This is a genomic window from Silvanigrella aquatica, assembly GCF_001907975.1.
In the GTDB taxonomy this organism is placed as follows: domain Bacteria; phylum Bdellovibrionota_B; class Oligoflexia; order Silvanigrellales; family Silvanigrellaceae; genus Silvanigrella; species Silvanigrella aquatica.
In genome coordinates, this window is sequence record NZ_CP017834.1 from 1,104,893 (window position 1) to 1,128,947 (window position 24,055).

23 protein-coding genes are annotated in these 24,055 nt (G+C 34.1%); 17 read left to right on the forward strand and 6 right to left on the reverse strand.

Features of this window, described 5'->3' with window-relative positions; all coding sequences use genetic code 11:
- Positions 1–79 precede the first annotated feature (79 nt).
- The 7 genes from AXG55_RS04640 (at position 80) to AXG55_RS04665 (ending at position 8,106) form a co-directional block, all read left to right on the forward strand.
- Complete coding sequence (locus AXG55_RS04640; RefSeq protein ID WP_148696963.1) at positions 80–1,096, forward strand: sugar ABC transporter substrate-binding protein; 1,017 nt, start codon at positions 80–82, stop codon at positions 1,094–1,096.
- Positions 1,097–1,143: 47 nt separating this feature from the next.
- On the forward strand, positions 1,144–2,688 hold the full coding sequence (locus AXG55_RS04645) for a xylose ABC transporter ATP-binding protein (protein ID WP_148696964.1): 1,545 nt from the start codon (positions 1,144–1,146) through the stop codon (positions 2,686–2,688).
- The gene (locus tag AXG55_RS04650) at positions 2,679–4,007 is read left to right on the forward strand and encodes a sugar ABC transporter permease (protein ID WP_148696965.1); all 1,329 of its coding nucleotides are present in this window, start codon (positions 2,679–2,681) and stop codon (positions 4,005–4,007) included. Before AXG55_RS04645 ends, AXG55_RS04650 begins: the two co-directional genes overlap by 10 nt.
- A 168-nt stretch (positions 4,008–4,175) precedes the next feature.
- Positions 4,176–4,517, forward strand: coding sequence for a FeoA family protein (locus AXG55_RS04655; protein ID WP_148696966.1), 342 nt, complete (start codon positions 4,176–4,178; stop codon positions 4,515–4,517).
- A gap of 1 nt (position 4,518) precedes the next feature.
- Positions 4,519–6,414 (forward strand): ferrous iron transport protein B, encoded by a 1,896-nt coding sequence (feoB, locus tag AXG55_RS04660; RefSeq protein ID WP_148696967.1) that lies wholly within the window; start codon positions 4,519–4,521, stop codon positions 6,412–6,414.
- Between the two features lie 19 nt (positions 6,415–6,433).
- Entirely contained in the window at positions 6,434–6,604 is a 171-nt protein-coding gene (locus AXG55_RS14820) for a hypothetical protein (RefSeq protein WP_233231378.1), read from the forward strand.
- Between the two features lie 68 nt (positions 6,605–6,672).
- Positions 6,673–8,106, forward strand: a complete 1,434-nt coding sequence (locus AXG55_RS04665) for a sigma-54-dependent transcriptional regulator (protein WP_148696968.1) — start codon at positions 6,673–6,675, stop codon at positions 8,104–8,106.
- A 7-nt stretch (positions 8,107–8,113) separates the two neighbouring features.
- On the opposite strand, the gene AXG55_RS04670 is transcribed toward AXG55_RS04665, so the two are convergent.
- Entirely contained in the window at positions 8,114–8,770 is a 657-nt protein-coding gene (locus AXG55_RS04670; RefSeq protein WP_148696969.1) for a shikimate kinase, read from the reverse strand.
- Positions 8,771–8,934: 164 nt separating this feature from the next.
- Here AXG55_RS04670 and AXG55_RS04675 point away from each other — a divergent pair, with 164 nt between their 5' ends.
- From AXG55_RS04675 to AXG55_RS04705, 7 genes are all read left to right on the forward strand, one after another.
- A complete protein-coding gene (locus AXG55_RS04675) occupies positions 8,935–9,717 on the forward strand; it encodes a carbonic anhydrase (protein ID WP_148696970.1) in 783 nt (260 codons plus the stop codon).
- Positions 9,718–9,719: 2 nt separating this feature from the next.
- Entirely contained in the window at positions 9,720–10,616 is an 897-nt protein-coding gene (locus AXG55_RS04680; RefSeq protein ID WP_148696971.1) for a glucosamine kinase nucleotide-binding domain-containing protein, read from the forward strand.
- Between the two features lie 27 nt (positions 10,617–10,643).
- Entirely contained in the window at positions 10,644–11,798 is a 1,155-nt protein-coding gene (gene nagA / locus AXG55_RS04685) for an N-acetylglucosamine-6-phosphate deacetylase (RefSeq protein ID WP_148696972.1), read from the forward strand.
- 36 nt (positions 11,799–11,834) lie between these two features.
- Positions 11,835–13,052, forward strand: a complete 1,218-nt coding sequence (locus AXG55_RS04690; protein ID WP_233231379.1) for an SDR family NAD(P)-dependent oxidoreductase — start codon at positions 11,835–11,837, stop codon at positions 13,050–13,052.
- 49 nt (positions 13,053–13,101) lie between these two features.
- Complete coding sequence (locus AXG55_RS04695; protein WP_148696974.1) at positions 13,102–14,460, forward strand: competence/damage-inducible protein A; 1,359 nt, start codon at positions 13,102–13,104, stop codon at positions 14,458–14,460.
- A 166-nt stretch (positions 14,461–14,626) separates the two neighbouring features.
- Positions 14,627–15,430, forward strand: coding sequence for a 2OG-Fe(II) oxygenase (locus AXG55_RS04700; RefSeq protein WP_233231380.1), 804 nt, complete (start codon positions 14,627–14,629; stop codon positions 15,428–15,430).
- A 14-nt stretch (positions 15,431–15,444) separates the two neighbouring features.
- The gene (locus AXG55_RS04705; protein WP_233231381.1) at positions 15,445–16,827 is read left to right on the forward strand and encodes a pyridoxal phosphate-dependent decarboxylase family protein; all 1,383 of its coding nucleotides are present in this window, start codon (positions 15,445–15,447) and stop codon (positions 16,825–16,827) included.
- Positions 16,828–16,872: 45 nt separating this feature from the next.
- On the opposite strand, the gene cmk is transcribed toward AXG55_RS04705, so the two are convergent.
- Positions 16,873–17,544, reverse strand: coding sequence for a (d)CMP kinase (cmk, locus tag AXG55_RS04710; RefSeq protein WP_233231382.1), 672 nt, complete (start codon positions 17,542–17,544; stop codon positions 16,873–16,875).
- Positions 17,545–17,666: 122 nt separating this feature from the next.
- Between cmk and AXG55_RS04715 the strand changes: the two genes are divergently transcribed.
- Genes AXG55_RS04715 through gatB form a run of 3 tightly spaced genes read left to right on the forward strand, consistent with a single transcriptional unit; the run spans position 17,667 to position 21,035 of the window.
- Positions 17,667–18,008: an Asp-tRNA(Asn)/Glu-tRNA(Gln) amidotransferase subunit GatC gene (locus AXG55_RS04715; protein ID WP_148696978.1), complete on the forward strand. Its 342-nt coding sequence runs from the start codon at positions 17,667–17,669 to the stop codon at positions 18,006–18,008.
- A 17-nt stretch (positions 18,009–18,025) separates the two neighbouring features.
- Positions 18,026–19,507 (forward strand): Asp-tRNA(Asn)/Glu-tRNA(Gln) amidotransferase subunit GatA, encoded by a 1,482-nt coding sequence (gatA, locus tag AXG55_RS04720; protein ID WP_148696979.1) that lies wholly within the window; start codon positions 18,026–18,028, stop codon positions 19,505–19,507.
- Positions 19,508–19,535: 28 nt separating this feature from the next.
- Complete coding sequence (gene gatB / locus AXG55_RS04725) at positions 19,536–21,035, forward strand: Asp-tRNA(Asn)/Glu-tRNA(Gln) amidotransferase subunit GatB (RefSeq protein ID WP_233231383.1); 1,500 nt, start codon at positions 19,536–19,538, stop codon at positions 21,033–21,035.
- 282 nt (positions 21,036–21,317) lie between these two features.
- On the opposite strand, the gene AXG55_RS04730 is transcribed toward gatB, so the two are convergent.
- The 4 genes from AXG55_RS04730 to AXG55_RS04745 form a co-directional block, all read right to left on the reverse strand.
- On the reverse strand, positions 21,318–21,950 hold the full coding sequence (locus AXG55_RS04730) for a TetR/AcrR family transcriptional regulator (protein WP_233231384.1): 633 nt from the start codon (positions 21,948–21,950) through the stop codon (positions 21,318–21,320).
- A gap of 138 nt (positions 21,951–22,088) precedes the next feature.
- Positions 22,089–22,496, reverse strand: a complete 408-nt coding sequence (locus AXG55_RS04735; protein ID WP_148696981.1) for a hypothetical protein — start codon at positions 22,494–22,496, stop codon at positions 22,089–22,091.
- 30 nt (positions 22,497–22,526) lie between these two features.
- Positions 22,527–22,910: a hypothetical protein gene (locus tag AXG55_RS04740; protein ID WP_148696982.1), complete on the reverse strand. Its 384-nt coding sequence runs from the start codon at positions 22,908–22,910 to the stop codon at positions 22,527–22,529.
- Positions 22,911–23,074: 164 nt separating this feature from the next.
- Complete coding sequence (locus AXG55_RS04745; RefSeq protein WP_148696983.1) at positions 23,075–24,055, reverse strand: PhnD/SsuA/transferrin family substrate-binding protein; 981 nt, start codon at positions 24,053–24,055, stop codon at positions 23,075–23,077.

Here is a 24,055-nt window from a genome sequence, read left to right on the forward strand (position 1 = left end):
ACTAAATTTTTGACTCTGTTTTTTTTATGTAGTATTTACAAATATGGATATTCGAATCTTTAGTTATTAAGGAGTTCTTATGAAAAAAATAACACGTCGTATGTTTGCAGGATTTTCTTTAATTGGATTGACACTTTCCTTTTCTGCATTTGCTAAAGAAGTTCGTATTGGAGTTTCTCTTCCTACCCAAAGAGATATTGGATGGGTTCGCTACAAACAAGGATTAGAGGAAGCAGCAAAAAAAAGTGGAGCGCAATTATTTGTTCAAGTTGCCGATCAAAATGCGGCTGTACAAGCTTCCCAGGTTGAAAATTTAATCTCGCAAAAAATTGATGTTTTAATATTAGCTCCTCAAGATGCCGCGGCGTCTGCATCATTGGTTAATGCAGCGCATAAAGCAGGTGTTAAAGTCATGTCTTTAGATAGGTTAGCACTGAATTCAAATCTTGATATGTATGTCTCATTTAATAACGTAAAAATAGGTGAACTACAAGGACAATATTTAGCAAAGCATGTTCCTAAAGGAAATTATGTTGTTTTATCGGGAGCACCAACGGACAATAACTCAAAACTTTTAAAAGATGGTGCCATGATCCATTTAAAACCTCTGATTCAATCGGGAGAAGTGAAGGTTGTAACCGATCAACCTATTACCGATTGGCTTCCCAGTGCCGCACAAAAAATTATGGAAAACTCTTTAACGGCAAATAAAAATAATATTCAAGGTGTTTTAGCTCCTAATGACAATACAGCGGGTGCTGTTGTGCAAGCTCTTGCCGCGCAAAAATTAGCAGGAAAAGTAATTGTCACAGGTCAGGATGCCGAATTGACGGCAGCACAAAGAATTGTGGCTGGCACGCAAACAATGACCGTTTTTAAAGATCAAAAGAAACTCGCTGCGGAAGCAATAAAAGTTGCTATTCAAATGGCAGAAAATAAACCTGTTGAAGCAAATGCAAAAACAAATAATGGAAAAGTTGATGTTCCTTCGGTTTTATTAGAACCCGTTGTCGTTGATAAAAGTAACATTGAAAAAGAATTTATTGAATCTGGTTTCTTTAAAAGAGAAGATGTTTATAAATATACAAAAGGTTAATTTTACAAATATGAATTTAAATTTAATTTAAATTTGGGGGATTGTATTTGTCAAAATATGCACTTGAAATGAAAAATATTGTTAAAAGTTTTGGGTCTGTAAAAGCGCTTTCTGGTGTGAATTTTTTAGTCGAAAAAGGAAAAATTCACGCATTATGTGGTGAAAATGGCGCTGGAAAATCAACACTCATGAAAATTTTAAGTGGGTTTTATTCTTGTGATACCTATGAAGGAAATGTCTTTGTTGAAAACTCCATGCAGAGATTTAAAGACACACGTGATAGTGAAAATGCAGGTATTGCTATTATTTATCAAGAACTGGCACTTGTTCGTGAAATGACAGTTTGTGAAAATATTTTTTTAGGACATGAACTCACAAAAGGTCTATTTATTAACTGGGATTTAGCTTACGCTAAAACGAAGGAAATACTTAAAGAAGTTAAATTAAACGTAAATCCAGCGGCTAAAATATCCAGTTTAGGTATGGGTGAGCAGCAGTTGGTTGAAATTGCTAAAGCCATCGCTAAAAACGCAAATATTTTAATTTTAGATGAACCGACTGCCGCATTAACAGAAGCAGAAGCAGATAATTTACTAGAAATTATTACAGAACTTCGTTCTAAAGGAAAAACCTGTATCTATATTTCGCATAGATTAAAAGAGGTTTTTAAAATTGCGGATCACATCACTGTGTTACGTGATGGCCAAACTATTTCAACCGATGCGGTTTCCCATTTAAATGAAGAAAAGCTCATTTCTAAAATGGTCGGAAGAGAATTAACTCATATTTATCCACGCGTAGAAAGATCGTTTGGCAAAACTATATTTGAAGTTAAAAATTGGACTGTGCTCGATCCTGAAACAGGTTTAAAAGTTATTGATAATGTGAACTTTCAAATTAAACAGGGTGAAATTATTGGAATTGCAGGTCTTATGGGTGCAGGTCGCACAGAACTTGTAATGAGTCTTTTTGGTGCTTGGGGCAAAGTTGTTAGTGGTGAAATTTATTTAAATGGGCAAAAAATTAAAATAAAAAATGAATATGATGCTATTGAATCGGGGCTGGGTTTAGTTTCAGAAGATCGCAAAAGATATGGTCTTGTGCTTGGCATGGATATTAAAGAAAATACAACACTATCCAGTATAGAAAAAATTTCAGATTATGGATTTATCGATCGCAATAAAGAAATTTATTCCAGTCGCAAATATGTGAATGATCTTAAAATAAAAGCAAATTCAATTGAGCAATTGACTGGAAATTTAAGTGGTGGAAATCAGCAAAAAGTGGTTCTTTCAAAATGGCTTATGACAGGACCTAAAATTCTGATTTTAGATGAGCCTACACGTGGCATTGATGTGGGAGCAAAATCTGAAATATATCATATTATGAATCAATTAATTGAGGATAGTGTTTATTGTATAATTATGGTTTCTTCTGAATTGCCAGAAATTCTAGGTATGAGTGATAGAATACTTGTTATGCATAATGGAAAATTTTCGGCTGATCTTTTACAAAAAAATGCATCACAAGAAATTATTATGCAATATGCAACTGGACATTTAAAGGGAGAAAGTAATTATTTATGTCATTAATAAAAGAGAACACTCTTCGAAATATTTCAATAGAAAAAAAATCAACTTTTAATGAATTGGTCTTAAATTCTTTTAAAAAGAATTTAAGACAATACACCATGGTTATTGCTCTTCTTGTAATATGGTTGACGTTTACTTATTTAACGGGTTCATTATTTTTATCACCTCGAAATCTTTCCAACCTTTTTTTACAAAGTGCTACGATTGGTGTTTTAGCTATTGGTATGACAATGGTTTTGGTAGCGGGGCATCTTGATTTATCTGTCGGATCTGTTGCGGGATTTATAGGAGCAGCCGCGGCTATTCTTCAAGTAAATTACAATTGGCCAACTATTCCTACTGTTTTAGCAGCATTAGCTATCGGTGCTGTCGTTGGAATATGGCATGGCTTTTGGGTGGCACATCAAAAAATTCCAGCATTCATTGTTACTTTAGCAAGCATGATTGCTTTTCGAGGTGCCATCTTAGGAATTACAGACGGCCGAACCATTGGTCCCATGGATGATTCTTTCAAATCAATTGGTCAAGGTTACATTCCTTCTCTCTTGTTTACTCCTGCAACACAATTAGATAATTTAGGTCAAGTAGTTAAAAATAGCTTTGGTGATCCCGTGACCGGTTATAAATTTTTATTCAATAGTAAATTTTATGAAGGAGATATTCCTCCTGTAAATGATATGTCCTTATTTGTAGCTGCCCTTTGTATTGGAATTTTTCTTTATACACAAGTAAAGCAGAGAAAATCGCGCATGACATATGGTTTTGAAGTGTTACCTTTGTCTTTAGAAATATTGCGTTTGACTTTTTTCTCAGTGATTATTGCGGCATTTTTCTCAATTATGGCCTTTTATATGGGAATTCCCTACGCTGTATTAATTGTTTTTGTTCTTGGAGTTATATTTTCTATCGTAACAAGCAATACCGTTTTTGGACGACATCTTTATGCTATGGGTGGTAATTTAGAAGCAGCTAAACTCTCTGGAATCAATATTAAAAAACGCACTATGGGTGTTTTTATTTTAATGGGATCACTGGCGGGAGTTGCTGGGATTATCTTAACAGCGCGGTTGAATGCTGCTACAACCTCTGCGGGACAAAATTTAGAGCTCGATGCCATATCTGCCGCTATTATAGGCGGTACCAGTACCATGGGTGGTGTGGGTACCATATTTGGAGCTATTATTGGAGCTCTGGTGATGGCAAGTCTTGATAATGGGATGAGTCTCATGAATTTAGATGTCACTTGGCAATATATTGTGAAAGGCAGCATTTTGCTTTTAGCGGTTTGGGTTGATATCTCTTCTCGTAAAAAAAGCTAAAGTAGTTTATCAAAAAGTTTTTAAATTAGCAATTAAGTCGCTAAGATATCTTTTCTATAAAATTGATAACCGTTATCATTAATGCTATGATATTTCCGAATGGTAGCTTATCCAAATACTGGATTTGCTACTTTTATTTTTTATTTCAAATAGTTGTGAGGTTTTTAAATGTTTTACAAATCACCTTTAGGGTGTGGTTTTTTATCAAAAGAAGACTTGACCCATGCCAGCTCAACTCCCGAATTATTTCCTTTGAGTTCATTACAAAAAGGAGAGAGAGCAGAAGTGGTTCAAGTTACGGAAAAACATTTAAGAAATAATAATGGATTGCCTGAAGGAGAATTGGAAAGACGCCTTCTTGAAATGGGTTTTGTAGAGGGAACGGAAGTGACGCTTCAGCATGAGGGTTTTATAAAAAAGGATCCTATTGCAGTTTTACTTCGTGTTTGTTCCCTTGTTGCTATTCGTAGGCATGAAGCTCAGGCTATTTTAGTTAGAAAGATTTCCTAATATGTCATCACAAACTTTGACCTCCAATCGCATTGCTCTCGTCGGAAATCCAAATTGTGGAAAAACAGCGTTATTTAACGCTTTAACAGGAAGTCGCCAGAAAGTTGCTAATTATTCTGGTGTGACCGTGGAGAGAAAAGAAGGCGCCTTTGTCAGTCCTCAGGGTAGAAAAGTTCGTGTATTAGATCTCCCTGGTACTTACAGTTTAAGAGCACGTAGCCCCGATGAAGCGGTGACCCGCGATGTTGTGTTAGGTAAATTTAAAAATGAATCCATGCCTGATGCCATCGTTTGTGTGGCCGATGCTACAAATCTCCATTTGGGATTGCGACTCGTCCTTGAACTCAAAAAAATTGGCAAACCCATAATATTAGCATTGAATATGATGGATGTGGCCAGAAAAAGAGGCTACGACATTGATCTCAATATTTTATCTAAAGAAATAGGTGCTACTGTTATTCCTACTGTAGCAATTAAAAAGAATGGAATTAATGAACTTGTTGCTGCTGTTGAAAAAGAATTCACAAAATTTGAAAATTCGGGAACAGACTCTATTCCTGCACAAACCGCTTCGTGGCAAGAGCCTGCTGCGCAAGAAGTGCGCGCTTACCATAAAGAAGTGGAAAGGATTTTGTGTGCCGCGCATAGAAAACAGGGGAATGCTTCCAAATGGACTCATCGCTTGGACTCTGTACTGTTGCATCCTGTTTGGGGAATTTTAAGTCTTCTTGCCATTTTATTTGTTGTTTTCCAAGCGGTGTTTTTATTACCAGCCTATCCACAGGAACTCATAGAGGCTGGTATTGAGAATTTACAGCACGGGATTGGCGCTACTATGTCCGATGGTGTTTTAAAGAGTCTGCTCTTAGAAGGTGTTATTGCAGGGGTGGGTGCCGTTCTTGTCTTTGTCCCCCAAATTATCACTTTATTCTTTTTTATATTATTACTTGAAGATACTGGTTATATGTCGCGTGCAGCCTTCTTAATGGATAAATTAATGGGTGGTGTTGGCTTGCATGGAAAAGCATTTATTCCCCTACTTTCCAGTTTTGCTTGTGCTATTCCTGGAATTATGTCAGCTCGTACTATTGAAAATAGAAAAGATCGCTTAATTACAATTCTTATTTCTCCTTTAATGACGTGTTCGGCGAGGTTGCCGGTTTATACGCTCATTATCGCAGCTTTTGTTCCTTCAGTGACAATTTGGGGTTTTGCAAACTCTCAAGGTCTTGTTATGTTTGGGCTTTATGCTGCAGGGATATTATTTGCTTTAGCCGTTGCTTTTGTTCTCAAGAAGTTTTTCTTAAAAGGGGAATTGCATCCTCTATTAATGGAACTGCCTACTTACAAGCTGCCTAGTCTGCGTAATGTTTTATATGGGCTTTATGAGAGAGCAAAAGTTTTTATAACAAGAGCAGGTACCATCATTCTTGCTATGATGATCATCATCTGGTTTTTAAGCACTTATCCTTCAGCACCTGAAAATGCCACATTACCTGCAATCGATTACTCATTTGCAGGTATGATTGGGAAATTTGTAGAACCTATTTTAGCTCCTATTGGATTCAATTGGCAGATTGCCATTGCTCTTATTCCTGGAATGGCGGCTCGTGAAGTGGCTGTTGCTGCTTTGGGAACAGTTTACGCAATAAGTGGCAATGAAGACGCGGTTCGTGAAGGTCTGTCAGCCTCTATTGCACATTCGTGGAGTTTAGCAACGGCATTGGCCTTTTTAACATGGTATATTTTTGCGCCTCAATGTGCTCCGACACTCGCCGTTGTAAAACGTGAAACAAATTCATGGTTTTGGCCAACAGTTATGTTTACTTATATGTTGGGACTGGCTTACACAGGTGCTTTTGCCGTATTTCATTTAACAACTTTTTTAATGAGTTAGTCTCTTTATAGGATTATTTATGGTTCAAGAAGCAATTGTTTATACTTTGGTTATATTAGCTACGTTTTATCTTTTGTATAAATGGAAATTCCAAAAGTTTTTTGTCTCAAAAGCGAAAAAAAGCATGGTTAAATCTTGTTCCTCAGGTTGTCACTCCTGTCCTGTGCAAAAAGAAAAAAAGTTTTCTTAAGTTTTTTTCTAATCCATCGATTCTCTAATTAGCTGTATTTTATAAATATTTCTAATTAGAGAGGCTTTATGGGGAATAAATCTAAACAGTCCTCAAAGTCGAATGCTTATACCGTAATTCATTTAGATGACGATCCTCTCGAATTAAAAAATTTAGCTAGAATTTTAAAAAATCATACTAAAGATGTTACTTTTGAATTGCATTCATTTATATCAATTGCAGATTTAAAAAATGGGATTGAAAAATTAAATAAAATTGATTTTGCCATATTAGACATTTTTTTATCAGATGAGTTGAGTTTAACGGGAATATCCGTTGTGCAAGAACTAAAAAAAATTCATCCTAATATTATTATTTTAATGAGTTCAAACTGGGATGAGCCTGATTCTGTTTTGCAAAGTTTAAGAGCTGGTGCCGATGAATTTTTATCTAAAAAAATAAGAAATCACGATCTCATTGAAAAAATATTAATGGTTAGAAAATCAATAATATTAAAAAGAGGAATTCATATTTTAGATAAAAAAGAGGAATTTATTTTTAATAAATATTCTGGCGAAACAATGAAGAAAATAAGTAAAAGAATTCCTCAAATTGTGAACTCTGCAATTACCTCTGTTTATATTGAAGGAGAATCAGGAACAGGAAAAGAAGTCATTGTTGAATTGTTTGAAGATTATGTGCAAAAATCTCCCTTTATAAAAATGAATTGTGGCAGTATTTCTCCAAGTTTATTAGAAAGTGAATTATTTGGCTATGTCAAAGGAGCCTTTACGGGAGCAAATACGAATAAAGCGGGATTATTGGAGTCGGCATCGGGAGGATGGTTTTTTTTAGACGAAGTGTCCAGTCTTTCTGATAGTGCTCAAGTTGCTTTGTTAAGAGTATTAGAAAATCAGGAGGTGACGCGCATAGGAGAATCCTTCGCTAGAAAAGTGAATATTCGATTTATAGCCGCATCCAATGTTCCGCTAATTCATAAAGTAGCAGAAGGAAAATTTAGAAATGATCTTTGGCAACGATTGTGTGAAACAGAAATTATTTTAAAGCCTTTGCGTGAAAGAAAAAATGAAATCCCCGATCTTATTTTATATTTTTGTAAAGTAATGCGCGGTGGTCCTTATACCATTGAAAAAACAGCGATGAATGTACTATGTCAACTCCCCTGGAGTGAAGGAAATGTGAGAGAATTAAGAAATTGTTTGCGCGCCATGACGGAGCATCAATCTCAAAAAGTTTTAACCCCACTTTCTATACCGGAAAGAATTTTAGAAAAAAATCATCCTGAAAAAATAGGAAAAAGTAACGGGGATTTTTATATTAAAGTTCCTATTAAAAATGAAAAAGGTATCAATTTAAAATATAATGAAATGGTTGATATTTTATTAAGTGAATATATAAAAAAAACAGGTCTTGGGAAAATAAATATTACGAAATTGTCTAAAGAACTCGGAATAGCAAGAAGTACTTTGCAGCTAAAACTAAAGTCATTTAAAAATAAATAACGATTGTTTAATGCATCTCCTCAATAGAGGGAATATCTTCCTCTTTTTCACTCCATTTGCTTTGCGGCCTCGTTCTTTTATTCATAATATTATATACATCATGCATATATTCACGATTATTTGCTCTGCGCTCAATAAGTGCTAAGTGCATTTTCATAGAATCGATCGTATTATAAGTGGCATCAATAATGACATCGGACTGTTCATAGGATTCTTTTCTCAGCTCCCAGAGTTCATTTACTTTCTTTTCAATATCTTCAATTGTATTTAATTTAGAAAATAAGGGTCTTGTTTCTTTAGTTGGAAATATTCTTTTTGCAATTTCCTTAGGATCAAGATGCAACATGACAATAAGTCCCAGCCTTCTTGCGAAAGATAAATTTTCGGGATTTACGAGCGTCCCTCCGCCCATTGCGATGACAAAATTATGACGTCTTTCGAGCTTTAAGAGGATTTTATTTTCGAGTTCCCGAAAACCTTCTTCCCCCTCTTGCTCCATGATTTGAGGAATGGTTTTTCTTGTCGTTGTTTCAATAAAATTATCAAAATCGAGGAAAAATCGATCACTATGTTGGGCGTAAATTTTTCCAAAAGTTGTTTTTCCTGAAGCAGGCATACCCGTGAGGATGATATTTCTGAAACGTTTTGCCCAATATTTAGTCATTTAGTCCCTCTTGCCATACATTTCCTAGTCAACTCAAATGATTGCTCACCAAGAGCTTCACTTGTAAACTATAACTTAAGAAATTGTAATTGGTTTAAAAATTTTTCAAATGTATTTTTAATGCAGGGACTATTGCTCGTAAATTTTATTGTGAAAGGATAAAAATGTCAATAAATAAGCTATTTATTCCCTTTGCTGTTACCAGTTTTTTTGCATTTTTGTGTATGAACTCAGCAGCTTCTGCTGAAGCTGCTCACGAAGCCGCCCATTGGAGTTATTTTGGTGAAAATGGCCCCGCAAATTGGGCAAAACTAGATAAAGCAAATATTGTTTGTAGCTCAGGTAAAAAGCAGTCTCCCATCGATCTTATTGAAAAAAATGTTAATCATAATAAATCATTACCTAAAATTGATTTCTCCTATTTGGAAGTTCCACTAAAAGTTTTGAATAATGGACATACGATTCAAGTAAACTATCCAAAAGGAAGTATGGTAATGGTTGGAGATACAAAAGCAGAACTTTTACAATTCCATTTTCATACCCCGAGTGAGCATGCTTTTGATGGTAAGCGTACTGCCATGGAAGTTCATTTTGTCAATAAAAAAGAGGATGGTTCACTTCTGGTTGTAGGTGTATTGATGAAAAAAGGGAAAGAAAATAAATCATTGGCTGGGTTATTTAATAATTTTCCAAAAAAAGAAGGACCCGAGTCTGTTGTTTCGGGAGAAAAAATTAATCCTATGAATTTCTTACCGAAGGATGATGAATATTATACTTATCAAGGTTCATTAACGACTCCAGGCTGTGCGGAAATAGTGAGTTGGTATGTGATGAAAGATAAAATTGAGGTGTCATCCGATCAAATCAAGAAATTTAAAAAATTATTTCCTATGGACGCAAGGCCTTTACAAGCTTTAAATGGTCGTGTTGTTGAGGAAAAAGATTAGAAATGCGCAACGACTTTTTCATTGGTGTTGATGGCGGGGGAAGTAAAACTCATCTTCGACTAGAAGCCTCCGATGGAAAAGTTCTTGCCGAAGCTTTTTCCGGGCCCGCTAATATTCGTTTATCAGTTGATGTCGCTTGTCGCTCCATTCAAGATGCTCTCGATCAGGTTCTTCAAAAAGCAGACTTAAAAAACAAAAAAAATATACGTTTGCATGTCGGAATGGGTTTGGCAGGATATGAAGTTCAATCGGCGCGGGAAGGTTTTTTAGCAAAGTTAAAACACTCTTTTGCAAATTGTATTATTCAATCTGATGCTTATGTCGCCTGTCTCGGCGCACATTCAGGACATTTTGGATGCGTCATAATTGTAGGAACAGGAGTTGTTGGCCTCAAAATTACAAAAAAAGGGAAGAGCCAAGTGGGAGGCTGGGGGTTTCCTCATGGGGATGAAGGAGGAGCCGCTTGGCTTGGATTAGAGGCGGTTCGGAGTCTGTTATATCAATGTGATGGTCTTCTGGAAAATTCATCTTTGCTAATTCATTTAAGAAAAAAATTAGGAACGAAGGTTGAGGACATTACTCAGTGGGCTTGCTATGCCAATGCCAGTCAATATGCAGAATTAGCGAGAGATATTTTTAAATTTGCAGATAAAAACGATAAACTTGCTATACAGTTGTTAAAACGTTCTGCAAAACATGTGGAAAATATTTTTTTAGCATTTGATAAACAAGGTAAAGCTTTAGATAAAAATCTTCCCTATTCTTTAGTCGGGGGAGTTGTCCCATTTATTATAGATTATTTAAAACCTGCTTATAAAAAAAGACTTGTATCACCCAAAGGTGATGCGTGCGACGGCGCTCTTCTTATGATAAGAAAAAATATCAGTCAATCGGAATGATTGATATTTATAAAAAGAGGCCGAAATATGTTTTGTCTTGCAAATGCCTTAGTATTCAACGGAGAAAAATTTTTAAAAAAGAAACAAATCTATATTAAAGATAATTCTATTGCAGATATTTCTAGTAAAAAAAATACTAAAAAAATAAAAGAAATTGATTTAAATGGAAATATTCTTTGTCCTGGATTTATTGATATCCAATTAAATGGTGGCGGTGGTGTTTTTTTTAATGAAAGCCAAACAATATCTGGATTAAAACAAATTATGCAGGCGCATTTGTCATTTGGGACAACTTCATTTTTACCTACTTTTATTACCGATGATAACAGTAAAATTATACTTGCAATAAATTGTATTAACAAAGCTATACAGCAAAAAATACCCGGTATATTAGGAGTGCATTTAGAAGGTCCCTATTTAAACAAAGATAAAAAAGGAATTCATCCTGTCGATTTTATTCGTACTCCTTCAGAAGATAAAATTGATTATTTATTTCAATTAATTTCTGGGATTAAATTAATCACATTGGCACCTGAAAAAATAAATCATGAGTTTCTGAAAAAATTAATAAAAAATAATTTTATTATATTTGCTGGTCATAGTAATGCCACATGCCAACAGATGAAAGACGCTTTTTCTTTAGGAGTTAAAGGTATTACTCATTTATTTAATGCCTGTTCTCCTTTGGGAAGTCGGGAACCAGGAATTGTTGGGGCGGCATTATTAAATGATGAAATTTGGTGTGGTATTATTGCAGATGGGCATCATGTTTGTTTTGATACTCTCAAGCTTGCTTTTAAAGCGAAATCAAAAAGAAAATTTATTTTGGTATCCGACGCTATGGCTCCCATTGGGACAAATTTAAAAGAATTTTATATTGGAAATAATAAAATATTTGTAAAAGAGGGCAAATATCTCGATGCTGCTGGTACTTTAGCTGGTTCCGCTATTACAGTTTATGATGCCTTATTAAATATTTATCAAAATAACCTTGCGTCATTAGAAGAAACTTTGCAAATGACTTCAACAAATGCAGCACAATGTTTAGGAATTGACAATCCTCAATCTTCAATTAAAAAAGGAAGAATATTACCCGGATTCGACGCCGACTTTGTTGTGCTTGAAAAAAATACATTAAAAATTATGCATGTTTTTCAAGAGGGAAAACTTCATGCAATGTAAATTAAAATAATATAATTAGAATTTGAGGAGAATATGATGAAAGTAAAAACCCATTGGTATGCCAGGCCTTTTCCTAATAATTGGGAATTTTATAGCACCTGTGAAGAAGGAAATAATATTGATATTGCCATTAAAAACGATGAAAATACAGCAAAAATAGCTCCTAACCCTAAGGAGGTTATTTTACAAGGCATGGCCGCCTGTACATCTGTCGATATTGTGAGCAATTTACAAAAAATGCGTCAACCTTTGCAAAAATTGTCTGTGGAATGTGAAGCAATACAAAATGAAACTCTTCCTAAAGTCTTTAAAGAATGTCTCATGACCTATAAAGTAACAGGGGAAAATATCAATATTGAAAGAGTTGCTTATTGTGTACAGTTGAGTTTTACAAAGTACTGTGGTGTTAGTGCCATGATTGAAAAATCAGGTTGCTTTATTACACCTAAACTCATTGTGAATGAAAAAGAAATCGATATTTGGGATCCTGAAAATAAAATTTCGAATAAGTTACAAAATTGGCTTCAAGCTATGTCTAAAAAAGCACCATCGGGCTTTGTTTTAGTTACAGGATCTTCAAGGGGAATTGGGGCTGCCATGGCAAAGCAACTTGCTAAGGAAGGATACGCTGTAATTCCGACATCTCGTTCTAAAATTAATTTTGATCATGAAAATATTTTTGATTCACTTTATTTGGATGTCTCAAATTCATTTTCAATTTTAAATTTAAAGGAATTCTTAAAAAGAAATTCTGTAAAATTAAATCTATTAATTCAAAATGCAGGTATTTCATCGTTAGAAAATTCAGATGATTTAAATGCATTAGATTTGAATTTTTCTGAAATCAGGCATGTGTATGAGACAAATGTTTTCGGCATCATCGAAACAACTCGTGTCTTTCAAGAAATTATGAATCAAAATTCTATTATTGCTCTCGTTTCAAGTACCATGGGTCAGCCTGAAAGAGATTCCTATTTAAATGCTTCGTATCGCATGTCAAAAAGGACAGTCACTCAATTTGCAAAACAAGCTGCTTTACAAAGTGAAATGGAAAATAAAAAAATATCTATAATTAGCTTTCATCCTGGAAGTGTAAAAACTGATTTAAATCCTGGCGGAAAAATATCTGTAGAAAAGAGTGCATCACAAATTGGAGAATTATTTTCGATAAAAAATATCCATGATATTTACAAAAATAATGGTCAATTTTTAATTTATAATGAGAAAAATAAAACTTGGGATCCGAGTTATTAATAAAAACTTTAATATTTGAAATAATTATATATAGCGGGAGAATGATTTCATGAAGTCAGCGGGATTATTAATCACTGGAAATGAAGTATTATCTGCAAAAACAAAAGATACGAATGGTCCTTTTATGGGTATGCATTTAAGGCGACTTGGTATACCTGTTCGTGCGTCTATGATGTGTGCCGATGAGGAGTCCGATTTATTGGAGTGTCTTCATTATCTCGCAAGTAAATCAGATGTGATTTTAATGACCGGAGGATTAGGCCCTACATCTGACGATTTAACAGCAGATGTGGTGGCAAAATTCTTTCACATTCCACTAGAGTTTAATCAGGAAGCTTGGGATGCGTGCGCCGATTTTTTTATAAAATCAGGAAGAACTTCTATTCCTGAAAGTAACAAAAAACAAGCAAATTTACCAAAAGGCTGTAAATTATTACCAAATAAATTAGGAACGGCTGCTGGATTTTCAGTATCAGGTGAAAAAAATGGGAAAAAGGTGACAATTTATAGTATGCCAGGTGTTCCTTACGAAATGGAAGTGATGTTTTTAGAATATGTATTACCCCATTTATCGAATAATTCTTTGCCACCTATAATGCAAAGTTGGCAAGTCTTTTTTATGGGTGAGTCCTTTATGCAAACAGCTATTAATGAAGCAGAAAAAGCTTTATTAAATAAGTTTCAAAATGCTTCAATTTCTTATCAGGCACACCCTAATTACGTTTCATATTCTGTAACTTTATTTCCAGAATCGAAAGAAAATAAAGAGGAATGTGAAAAATATTTAAATGATGTATTTAATTGTGCTGTCGATTCTGCTTTTGGTGAATATATTATATATAAACAAGATAAAAAAGTGGCTCAATATATTATTTCTACCTTGTTAGAAAAAAATCTAAAAATTTCATTTATTGAAAACTCAAGTGCAGGATATTTGACAAAAGAATTTAGCTCTATTAGTCATGATCCCCGTTTTTTTGCAGGGTCTTTTTGTTTAGCATCAAGAAATATTAAAGAAAATATTTTTAAAATTCCTCATAATATTTTAAATAATGAAAAAAATGAACCTTTATTAATGTTGGAGTACTTATCAACAAATAGTTTTCAATTCACGGAAGCAGATATCTGTTTATCAGAATATGGTTTTCCATCTGATCCCTATTTAAAATATGAAAATCCTCCAGAAGGATTTTATTTATTACTTTCATTTAGGAAATCTAAATTTTTAAATTATGAAGAATTTGAAAAAAAACTTGCAAAATTTTCTTGGAAAAATGTAGAGGATTTGAATTCTTCTCAATTTGTTCATTTTTCTTGTTTTTTAAAGTCGAATAAACGTCATGTAAGAGAAATTCAACAATTACGAGCTTGTATTTATTTATTATGTTCTTTGGCGAAAATTCTTTAAAAACAAATAAAGTTTTAAAAAAATATTGATTATGGTAGCTTAAAGCTAATTTCTCATTAAAAAATTTGATTTTAAAAAAAAAATTTGATATTTGAAAATAAGAAAAAACTTACGGTAAAAAAATTTATATAATTTTAAATTTCTCATGATATAAATGAGGTTTCATATGTCTTTATATAAAAGAATACATATAGCAAATAAATTGTTTTCTAAAGATATTAACTCCTTAATTAAGGATGAAATACTTGCTTTAATTGTGGAGAAATTTTATGCTCATGAAAGTTGTATTCAATTATCATCAAATATTTTAAAAAGCAAAGAATCTGAAAAATATATGCATGAAAATATTGAAAATAAAGAAATAGTTAATTATTATTTTGGCGTTGATAGATTGGGGGTTCCATTTAATTTGACATATAATCAAAGTTTTGAATCTGAAATTGTTCATAAATATTATGACCAAATATTACCTTCCCGTGAAAGACTCCGTAAATTTGCCAAACCGGCTGTCACATCGATAGATAAGCTCAGATTAGAACTTGACGAACAATATGAATACGGAGCAAATGTTGCACATTTTCAAGGGAAAAAAATGTTAACTGGTATTGCACGAATCGCAAAAGCAAAACTATCTTACATGAGCGCGGAACAACCACATTTTGATGCATTACCTGAAAAATATTTTAATTTAGATAAACAATTTGCTGCTAATATTTATTTAAAAGTACCTCATGTAGGCGGTGAATTAGAAATATGGGATGTTGCTCCTTTACCTCCTTTATTTAATGCGCCTAAAAAATGGAGAGAACAATTGCCAACTTCAATTAAAATCACACCTAAAACGGGCGATCTTATTATTTTTAACTGCAGAAGACCGCACGCAATTGGTGCATTTGAGGGTGAAGATAGGATTAGTGAGCAAACTTTTATTGGATATAAATCAAAACAATCACTAAAATTATGGAATTAAAAAAGGTTTATAAAATGGTTACTCATAACTTAACGGATTCAATTAATTTAGTTTCAGATTGGATCGGATATTATAATGAAAATATTCATAAATTATCAGTTTTACCAAAGGTTGAATTTGGTGAAATTTTGAATCAGCTTCCAAAAAATCCCGAAGAATTTCCCGAAGATTTTAAAAAAATATTTGAAGATTTTAAGACAATTATTTTACCAGGTATTACGCACTGGCAACATCCTAAATTTTTTGCATATTTTCCTTCAAATACAAGTCCTCCATCTCTTCTTGCTGAAATGGTTATTTGTGCTTTAGGAGTTCAGGGTATGAGTTGGGTAACTTCACCAGCAGCTACCGAACTTGAAATTTGTGTGATGGATTGGCTACGTAAGATGATTGGATTACCGAGTTGTTTTACAGGTGTTATTCAAGATTCGGCATCGAGTTCTACTATGATTGCAATGACGGTGGCGCGTGAAAAAATATCGAATTTTACTACTAATAAAACCGGTATTCAAGATCTGAAATTAGTAGCTTATTGCTCTGTTGATGCTCATTCTTCAGTGGAAAAATCTGCAAAAATAATTGGTATTGGAAGTGATAATTTAAGAAAAATTCCAATTAATCAAAAGCAACAAATGGATATTGAAATATTAAAAAGAACTATTGAAGATGATATCAAAAATGGATTCAAACCTTTTTTTATTGTAGGGACTTTTGGAACAACCAGTTCTGCATCTATTGATCCTTTACAAGAAATTGCCCAATTATCTAAAAATTATGGAATTTGGTTTCATGTTGATGCTGCCTATGCTGGTTCTGCTCTTATTCTTCCTGAAATTAGAGAAATGGCCATAGGAATTTGTGAGGCGGATAGTATTGTATTTAATCCTCATAAATGGCTTTTTACTTCATTTGAATGTTCCGCTTTTTTTATACGTAACAAGAATGAGCTTTTAAATACCTTTGAAATATTGCCTGAATATTTAAAAACAAATGATTCTAAAGCAGTTGTTAACTTTCGAGATTGGGGCTTAGGTTTAGGAAGAAAGTTTCGTAGTTTAAAATTATGGTTTGTAATTCGGTGGTATGGCATACAAGGATTACAAAATATGATTCGTTCACATATTGAATATGCAAAAAAATTAGAAAATATAATAAAAGAAGATAATCGGTTTGAATTTATGGCTAATAGATATTTCGCTCTTATTTGTTTCAGATTAAAAGGAAGTGACGAATTAAATTATAAATTTATGGATAAAATCAACAAGTCTGGAAAATTATATTTGTCACATACAAAATTAAATGAAAAATTTGTTTTGCGACTTTCCTTAGGCCAAACTAACTTAACAGAAAAAAATGTTATTGAAGCCTGGCAAGATATTTTAAGCTTGGTAGATTGAACAAATATTATGTTAACATCCGATTTCTACCTAACCTAAAAATCTTCACTTCACCTTTTTTAAGTTTTGAAATATTTCCACAATATTGACAGGATATTTTGGGTTTTGCACGGCTTCTAAGGGGATCTGTAAATTTTCAGCAATTATTTCTTGGATGCGCGCTAAGTGCAAGTTTTTGCGTTCAAGTTGGCTCTTTTTCGCCCATTTTGCCGCCGCTACTATGAGGCTTGATACCTGATCGGCGGTTAATTTTTCGGTATTAATTGTGATATCGAAATCGCTATGGTCTTCAATATCTAAACCATAAAGCCTTAAGTATCTTTTTCTATTTTGCTCATCTCTTTTTAAAGTTTTATAGAGAACTTGCTCGTAACTGGATTCTTTTTCCGTTTCCCGACGGTTGATTCGCGATGCACGTGCCTCTAAGGGGGCATGCAGCCAAATGCGCAGTTCGGCATCCATGAGCCAAGCTGCCAGTCTTGTTCCTATCACGATGTTTTCATTTGAAACAGCATTTCGAATGAGGGTGAGATCGGTAAGGTAGTCGTAAATGAGATTTGATGATGCTTCCTTGTGTAATTCCTCAAAATTTACAGAAAGATCTCGCGCTAAATCACGAAAAGTGTAATTTACTATTTTTAGCTGTAGGGCTTTGCCAACATTTGTTGTTGCTGTTGTGTTTCCGCAGCCGCTATGTCCTGATATCGCAATTCTCATAAGTGTCTCCATTTTAAATGAGCCATTTTATCCATAATTGCATTTGATAGTTGATTCAATGCTCCTGTCAGATTACTTTGTCAATTTGTTCTATTTGAAGGCTTTGAAAGGATTTTTCTAATATGGCAACAGAATTTTCTCGTGAAACGGTAAAACGCATTGCAGAATTAGGTAGGCTATATCTTTCTGAAGAAGAGATAACCATTTACCAAGCAGAGTTGGCTAAAATTTTAGAGGCATTTAACGCACTGGCAAATCTACCCTTACCTGAAGATTTTGCGGGTGATGCCCGTTCCGCTCTCGTTATGGCAAACGCGAAATCGCGTGGGGAATGCGACTCGATTTCGCGTTTGCGCCCCGATGAAGTGGACAACTCCATTGCAACTCAAGTCTTTTTAAATCAGGCTCCAGAACGTGAAGGCGTTTTTGTGCGTGTTCCTGCCATTCTTGCTCCTTCAACTTAACAAATGGGTTTGAATATATGAAATTTAAAAATAAATTTGCTTCTGAGTATACAGCAAATCTTGAGAGTCATTCTGCCAGTGAGTTGGCTAAAAACTTTAAAAGTGGAAAAAGTTCTCCTAAAGAATATTTAAAAGATCTTTTTGAAAATATTGAAAAACTCAATCCTGAATTAAATGCTTTAACTAGTTTGCAAAAAGAGTACGCTTTTGCAAAAGCTGAGGAATTAGAAGCGACGAGAGCAACAGATGAGCATACCTTATTTGGTGTTCCTGTTATTATTAAAGAAAACATTCAAAAGTTAAACTTCCCATTAGAGTGTGCTTCTAAAATATTAAAAGGTTACAAAGGTCAATTTAATGCAACGGCCGTTTCGTCATTAGAAAAAGCAGGAGCTATTCTCATTGGTACTGCGAATATGGATGAATTTGCGATGGGTTCGGCCAATGAGCACAGTGCTCATGGTGTGGTGAAAAATCCTCATGATACCTCTCGGGTCAGTGGGGGATCTAGTGGGGGATCTGCTGTCGCTTGTGCTGCAGGTTTTGCGCCACTCACTTTAGGCTCTGATACGGGCGGAAGTGTGCGTCAGCCTGCCGGGTTTTGTGGTATTTTTGGGATCAAGCCTACATATGGACGCGTTTCTCGTTATGGCTTGGTTGCCTTTGGTTCTAGTCTCGATCAAATTTCTCCCTTTGCGCGTAATGTAACAGACCTAGACATCATTATGAAAACAATGGCTCATGAAGACTCAAAAGACGCGACGTGTTTGAAAGGAAGTTATGAATCACAGCTCAATCATGTTTCTTTAAAAGGTAAAAAAATAGGCGTTTTAAGAAGCATTTTAAAAGAAGGTGTTGATGATAATGTAATGGCTGAATTTTCTAAATTGGAAGAAAATTTAAAGAAACGTGGCGTTACTTTTGTTGATATTGAAATTCCTTCCTTAGAACACACATTAAGTGTTTATTACTTAATTGCCTGTGCAGAAGCATCTACGAATTTGTCCCGATTCGATGGTATTCGATTTGGGCATCGTGCGCAAAATACCGAAGATTTATTTGATTTATATTGTCGTACGCGCTCGGAAGGATTTGGCAAAGAAGTGAAACGTCGTATTATGTTGGGTACTTTTTCATTGAGCGCAGGCTTTTATGATGCTTTTTATGGAAAAGCCCAAGCGGTAAGAGATTTAATGTCTCGTCAATTTGACGAAGCATTTAAAAGCGTAGATTATATTTATCTGCCAACATCTCCGGCGAGTGCTTTTCATTTTGGAATAAACGCTTTTGATCCCATAAAAGAATATTTATACGATGTATTTACAATTCCTGCCAATTTAACTGGAGTTCCGGCAATCTCTGTACCTGCACCTGTTAAAAATGGTGCTTTACCCGTTGGGCTACAATTTATGGCACAACGTGGAAAAGATGCCGAATTAATTGGTTTTGCTGCTGCTCTTGAAAAAGAACACCTTGTGGCAACAACACCTTTAGTATGAATCTTGAAGAAAGGTAACAAAATAATTTATGAGTATAAATAATCTGCTCAATTACCCTCAACTTTCAGAAATAATGAAGAAGTATGATGTTGTGATAGGAATTGAAGTGCATTGTCAATTGGCAACAAATAGTAAAATGTTCAGTTGTAGTAAAAATGCTTATGGTGATGCGCCTAATTCAAATATTGACCCTACTTGTTTGGGTTTACCAGGAGCTTTACCAACTATTAATGAAGAGGCTGTTAACTTAGCTATTCGTATGGGAATTGCATTAAAAAGCGAAATACAAACGTTAAGCGTTTTTGCTCGTAAGAATTACTTTTATCCGGATCTCCCTAAAGGTTACCAAATTACCCAGTATGATAGACCCATCTGCTTTGGTGGTGAAATCATTTTATCAAGTGGTAAAAAAATAGGAATTGAACGCATTCAAATTGAAGAAGATGCGGGTAAAAATATCCACGTGGGTACGTGCTCATTGGTGGATTACAACCGTTCTGGGGTTGGATTGATAGAAATTGTGAGTGCTCCTGATCTTTCTTCACCAGAGGAAGCATCTGAGTATTTAAAGAAACTTCATAGTTACGTTGTTAATTTAGATATTTCTGATGGCGATTTAGAAAGAGGGAACTTTAGAGCAGATGCCAACGTTTCCATTAAACCCAAAGGCTCTACAATTTTAGGACGTCGCTGCGAAATTAAAAATGTAAATTCCTTTAAATACATTGAAAAAGCCATAGCCTATGAAATTGAAAGGCAATACGATGTCATTGAATCTGGTGGTGAAATTTATATGGAAACCAGAGGCTATGACAGCGATAAAAATATAACCGTGAGTCAGCGTTCTAAAGAATCTGCAAAAGATTACCGTTACTTTCCAGAGCCGGATTTGCCTCCTCTTGTTGTAACTAAGGAACGCATTGAAAAAGTTAAAGCAAGCATGCCTGAGCTTCCCGAATCAAAAGCAGCGCGTTTGATTTCAAATTACAGCTTGCCTGAGTACGATGCCAAAGTAATTACAGCATCTCGTATCAATAGTGCCTATTTTGAAAAATTAGTAAAATTGCTTGAAGGAAAAGTGGAACCCAAAGCAATTTCGAATTTTTTTATGACTGATATCATGCGCGCAAGTAAGGTTTACTCAGAGAATAAAGGAATTTCACTTGACGAGTTAACGGAAGTACCAGTTTCTTTGGAACACAGTGTTTCCTTATTGAATTTGCAAGCCTCTGGCACGATCAGTGGTCGTATTGCAAAAGAAGTTTTTGAAGAAATGTTGTTAACTCATAAATCTCCAGATGAAATTGTAAAATCTAAAAATTTGGTTCAAATTTCTGATGACACATCAATTGCTAAAATTTGTGAGCAAGTTATTAATGAAAATCCCGCTGTTTTAGCCGATTATTATTCTGGTAAAGAAAAGCTATTTGGTTTTTTTGTGGGGCAAGCAATGAAACTTTCTGGCGGAAAGTTGAACCCTGCGAAAGTGAACGAAATGCTAAAAAAATTATTAGAAGCTAAAAAGTAATTTTTTGTAACCTTATTGACAATTTTTTGTTTTTTATAAAATTTTTTTAGTAAGTAAATATTTAGATAAATAAAGGCCTTCTCCTGGAGATTTACTTTTCCAGAAGAAGGTGTTTGCCTTTAGCATTGTCGTTTGATGTTAACTTTAAGCTATCTTAATAGAAGAAAGCTGTCAAATTTTTTTTTAAAACCAATTTAAATTAATAAGCAAAGTTTAGCAATAGTAAAGGGGGTTATGAAAACAGAAAAGCGTATTAAATTTGTTTATTAAGTATAATAAATTTTAAATACCCGAAGAAATTAATTTGGCGTAGCGTTTTGCTAACGAGAGGCATTCTTCTCTTGGAATTCCTAATAATGATCGTCTATTAAAGCCTAATATAAAGGTTATAGAGTAAATTAAAAGCGCCAGTGCTTCGCAGTCATAATCGGCAGAAATTTCCCCTAATTTTTGTCTTTCTTTAAAATGATCAACTTGAATTTTTAAAAAACTTGTATCTTTAAACACTGATTTATATTCTTCAAAATCAGGATCAGTGAGTGCTCTCGATAAAATAACGCGAATGAGCTGTTCTGAGTCTTTAAATTTATCAATATAAAGTTCCATTATTTTATAAATTTGTTCTTCGACGCTAACAGAGAAAGAAAAGTTTTCTTCAATCTCTTTTTGACTATTAATTTTACCTTGCTTAATTATGGCAAAGAGTAAATCAGATTTGGATTTAAAGTAACGAAACATAAGACCATCTGAGCACCCCGCTTCACGAGCAATGTCGCGAACTGTGGTCGCATCGTACCCTTTTTCCGAAAATATTTTTTGGGCACTCTTCATGAAATCGTTAAGTCGAGTTTCTTTACTTTTTCTTTGTCTTTTCAGTAATACGGGTTTTAAGTTTTGAGCTTTTTCTGTGTACATAATAAATTGGCCAATATTCATAGTAAGTGATTGTTCATTAACGCAACTTATGTTGCAGTATCTTATTTTTAGCTATGAAGTCAATAGTTTGATTTTAAAATATTAAATGCAAAATTTTATGACAATTTAATAAAATGGTTATCTTAATTTTTCAGGTTGGGTGTCATAGACTTTCGGAAGTTCTCTCGCGCAGCGAATTAATTGGGCTTGTTCATTGCGTAAAAAATCGGAAACTTTCTTATCTTTTGGATTTGTTCTCATTTTATCAATAACCTGTTGAAGAGTAAGAATTCTCTGTTTATTGTCTTTTTCACTCATAACATCATCCATGATGTTATTAAATTTGTCTTTTTCATCAGGTGTTAAACCTGTGGTCAGAGAATGGCGGTGATATCTTTTAATAGCGTCTTTATCTGTATCAATTATAATTGTGCCATCTTCTTTTTTTTCCGCAACGACACCAGGGTTGGTATAAATTCCTACTTTGGGAACGTAATCACCTAATTGTATGAAGGACGACCGGGAGGGAGGTGGAATAAAGACCATAAAAAAATCTCCTTATTAAAAATAATTTTTTTAAACACCTAACGTAAGTGGATCGACTTCAAAATTTTCAGGAGTAAATTTCTCGCGAACAATCCTATATTGAAGTTCGTTTTCCAAATATTTAATGACACGAGGATCGGCATTGGCATGCTTCATTTTCGTAATTTGATTATATAAATCACGTATTTCTTGTTGCCTATCATCTTGATTATCTTGATTTGATAACGTTGTTAAGTAAGCTTCTTTTTGATTTGGCTCCAAGCCATTGCGAATTCCAAATTTGGCTGTTTCTTGAATGTTATCAAAATCAGAATCAAGTATAATTTTACCATTCTTATCATTTCGTTCGGCAATGCGAACGGGATCCCCATTTCGTGTCCATAGAATGTCATTTGGTGCAATTGTGAAGGCCATAGTTTTTTTCCAATATAAAAATAGAAAATGATTTCTTTTTCATTTGTATCAGGAAATATCTATGCTCTGGGGGAATTTTTGTTTAAGTGAACAGTGTTTTGACATTATTTAATAATTAACAATAATTAAGTACTAAATTTGTAAATCCAAAATATTAAGAATGCTTAAGGAACTCTTTGTGTGAGGATGCGAATATTTTCCTGCTGAAATTCATACAGTTCTTTTGTAAATGTAAAGAGTTTTTCATTTGATTTTTGAACACCGTCAGCTTGAAAGAGTTTTTTAAAGTCAGCGGCTTTTATTTGTGAGCAAAGCTCCATTCCTTTTGTCAAAGTTGCAGAAGTGCTATTTATGTTACTTTGATTTTCGATAAGTACTTGTCCTGGCAAATTTTGAGAAAGACCTAGAACGATATAATTACTAAATTGTGTTCCTAATTGAATGGGAGTGGCATTAGGAAATTTTGTATCAATTTCATTTTCAGAAACAACACCAATGGTTGCTAAATTATCATCGATTGCTTGAAATACAGAAGAAAAGCTTCCTACAAAAATTGCAGCGCTAGGAAAAATATTTCGCTGCAAAAAATACATGCGAGGGACAAAAAATCCAATCACGCTTTCCGGATTTTCATAGGCTACTGTTGCTTTATTAAAATATTGTAACGTGGCTTCATGATGAAAGGTAAATGCATTTAAGGCCAATCCTGATTTTTGAAAAAAGTTTTTCCAAACGGAAGTGTTCCCAATAATCACAGCGCGAGATGATGGGGATCCTTTTTGAGAGAAAATTAAAATACTTTTCAATGGAGTGCGCGTTGAAGCACCCACGTAGGCAATGGAAGAAATGACACCATATTGAGCGGTTCCTCTTGTTAGTGCAGATATGACCGCCTTTTCATCGGAAACAAAATTAAAATTAACTCTATATCCCGTTTTTTCTTCAATACAGCTTTGTAAATGAGAAGGGGCATCATCGTTTTTAAAAAAGGGATTTGGTGAATTTATATAAAATTCAATGGGAAATGATTTTGACCCTAATTCTGGAGTCCCCATCCAAAGTTTAGTACAACCTGAAATAAGGAAACAAAATAAAAGAAGCTTGAATATTAAAATGAAATTCAAATATTTTGGAGCTTTGCTCAT

Bases quoted from the DNA above. Each gene is read 5' to 3' on its own strand.
- AXG55_RS04640 (WP_148696963.1), top strand. From the start codon at position 80: ATGAAAAAAATAACACGTCGTATGTTTGCAGGATTTTCTTTAATTGGA.
- AXG55_RS04650 (WP_148696965.1), top strand. From the start codon at position 2,679: ATGTCATTAATAAAAGAGAACACTCTTCGAAATATTTCAATAGAAAAA.
- AXG55_RS04655 (WP_148696966.1), top strand. From the start codon at position 4,176: ATGTTTTACAAATCACCTTTAGGGTGTGGTTTTTTATCAAAAGAAGAC.
- feoB (WP_148696967.1), top strand. From the start codon at position 4,519: ATGTCATCACAAACTTTGACCTCCAATCGCATTGCTCTCGTCGGAAAT.
- AXG55_RS14820 (WP_233231378.1), top strand. From the start codon at position 6,434: ATGGTTCAAGAAGCAATTGTTTATACTTTGGTTATATTAGCTACGTTT.
- AXG55_RS04665 (WP_148696968.1), top strand. From the start codon at position 6,673: ATGGGGAATAAATCTAAACAGTCCTCAAAGTCGAATGCTTATACCGTA.
- AXG55_RS04670 (WP_148696969.1), bottom strand. From the start codon at position 8,770: ATGACTAAATATTGGGCAAAACGTTTCAGAAATATCATCCTCACGGGT.
- AXG55_RS04675 (WP_148696970.1), top strand. From the start codon at position 8,935: ATGTCAATAAATAAGCTATTTATTCCCTTTGCTGTTACCAGTTTTTTT.
- AXG55_RS04680 (WP_148696971.1), top strand. From the start codon at position 9,720: ATGCGCAACGACTTTTTCATTGGTGTTGATGGCGGGGGAAGTAAAACT.
- nagA (WP_148696972.1), top strand. From the start codon at position 10,644: ATGTTTTGTCTTGCAAATGCCTTAGTATTCAACGGAGAAAAATTTTTA.
- AXG55_RS04690 (WP_233231379.1), top strand. From the start codon at position 11,835: ATGAAAGTAAAAACCCATTGGTATGCCAGGCCTTTTCCTAATAATTGG.
- AXG55_RS04695 (WP_148696974.1), top strand. From the start codon at position 13,102: ATGAAGTCAGCGGGATTATTAATCACTGGAAATGAAGTATTATCTGCA.
- AXG55_RS04700 (WP_233231380.1), top strand. From the start codon at position 14,627: ATGTCTTTATATAAAAGAATACATATAGCAAATAAATTGTTTTCTAAA.
- AXG55_RS04705 (WP_233231381.1), top strand. From the start codon at position 15,445: ATGGTTACTCATAACTTAACGGATTCAATTAATTTAGTTTCAGATTGG.
- cmk (WP_233231382.1), bottom strand. From the start codon at position 17,544: ATGAGAATTGCGATATCAGGACATAGCGGCTGCGGAAACACAACAGCA.
- AXG55_RS04715 (WP_148696978.1), top strand. From the start codon at position 17,667: ATGGCAACAGAATTTTCTCGTGAAACGGTAAAACGCATTGCAGAATTA.
- gatA (WP_148696979.1), top strand. From the start codon at position 18,026: ATGAAATTTAAAAATAAATTTGCTTCTGAGTATACAGCAAATCTTGAG.
- gatB (WP_233231383.1), top strand. From the start codon at position 19,536: ATGAGTATAAATAATCTGCTCAATTACCCTCAACTTTCAGAAATAATG.
- AXG55_RS04730 (WP_233231384.1), bottom strand. From the start codon at position 21,950: ATGTACACAGAAAAAGCTCAAAACTTAAAACCCGTATTACTGAAAAGA.
- AXG55_RS04735 (WP_148696981.1), bottom strand. From the start codon at position 22,496: ATGGTCTTTATTCCACCTCCCTCCCGGTCGTCCTTCATACAATTAGGT.
- AXG55_RS04740 (WP_148696982.1), bottom strand. From the start codon at position 22,910: ATGGCCTTCACAATTGCACCAAATGACATTCTATGGACACGAAATGGG.
- AXG55_RS04745 (WP_148696983.1), bottom strand. From the start codon at position 24,055: ATGAGCAAAGCTCCAAAATATTTGAATTTCATTTTAATATTCAAGCTT.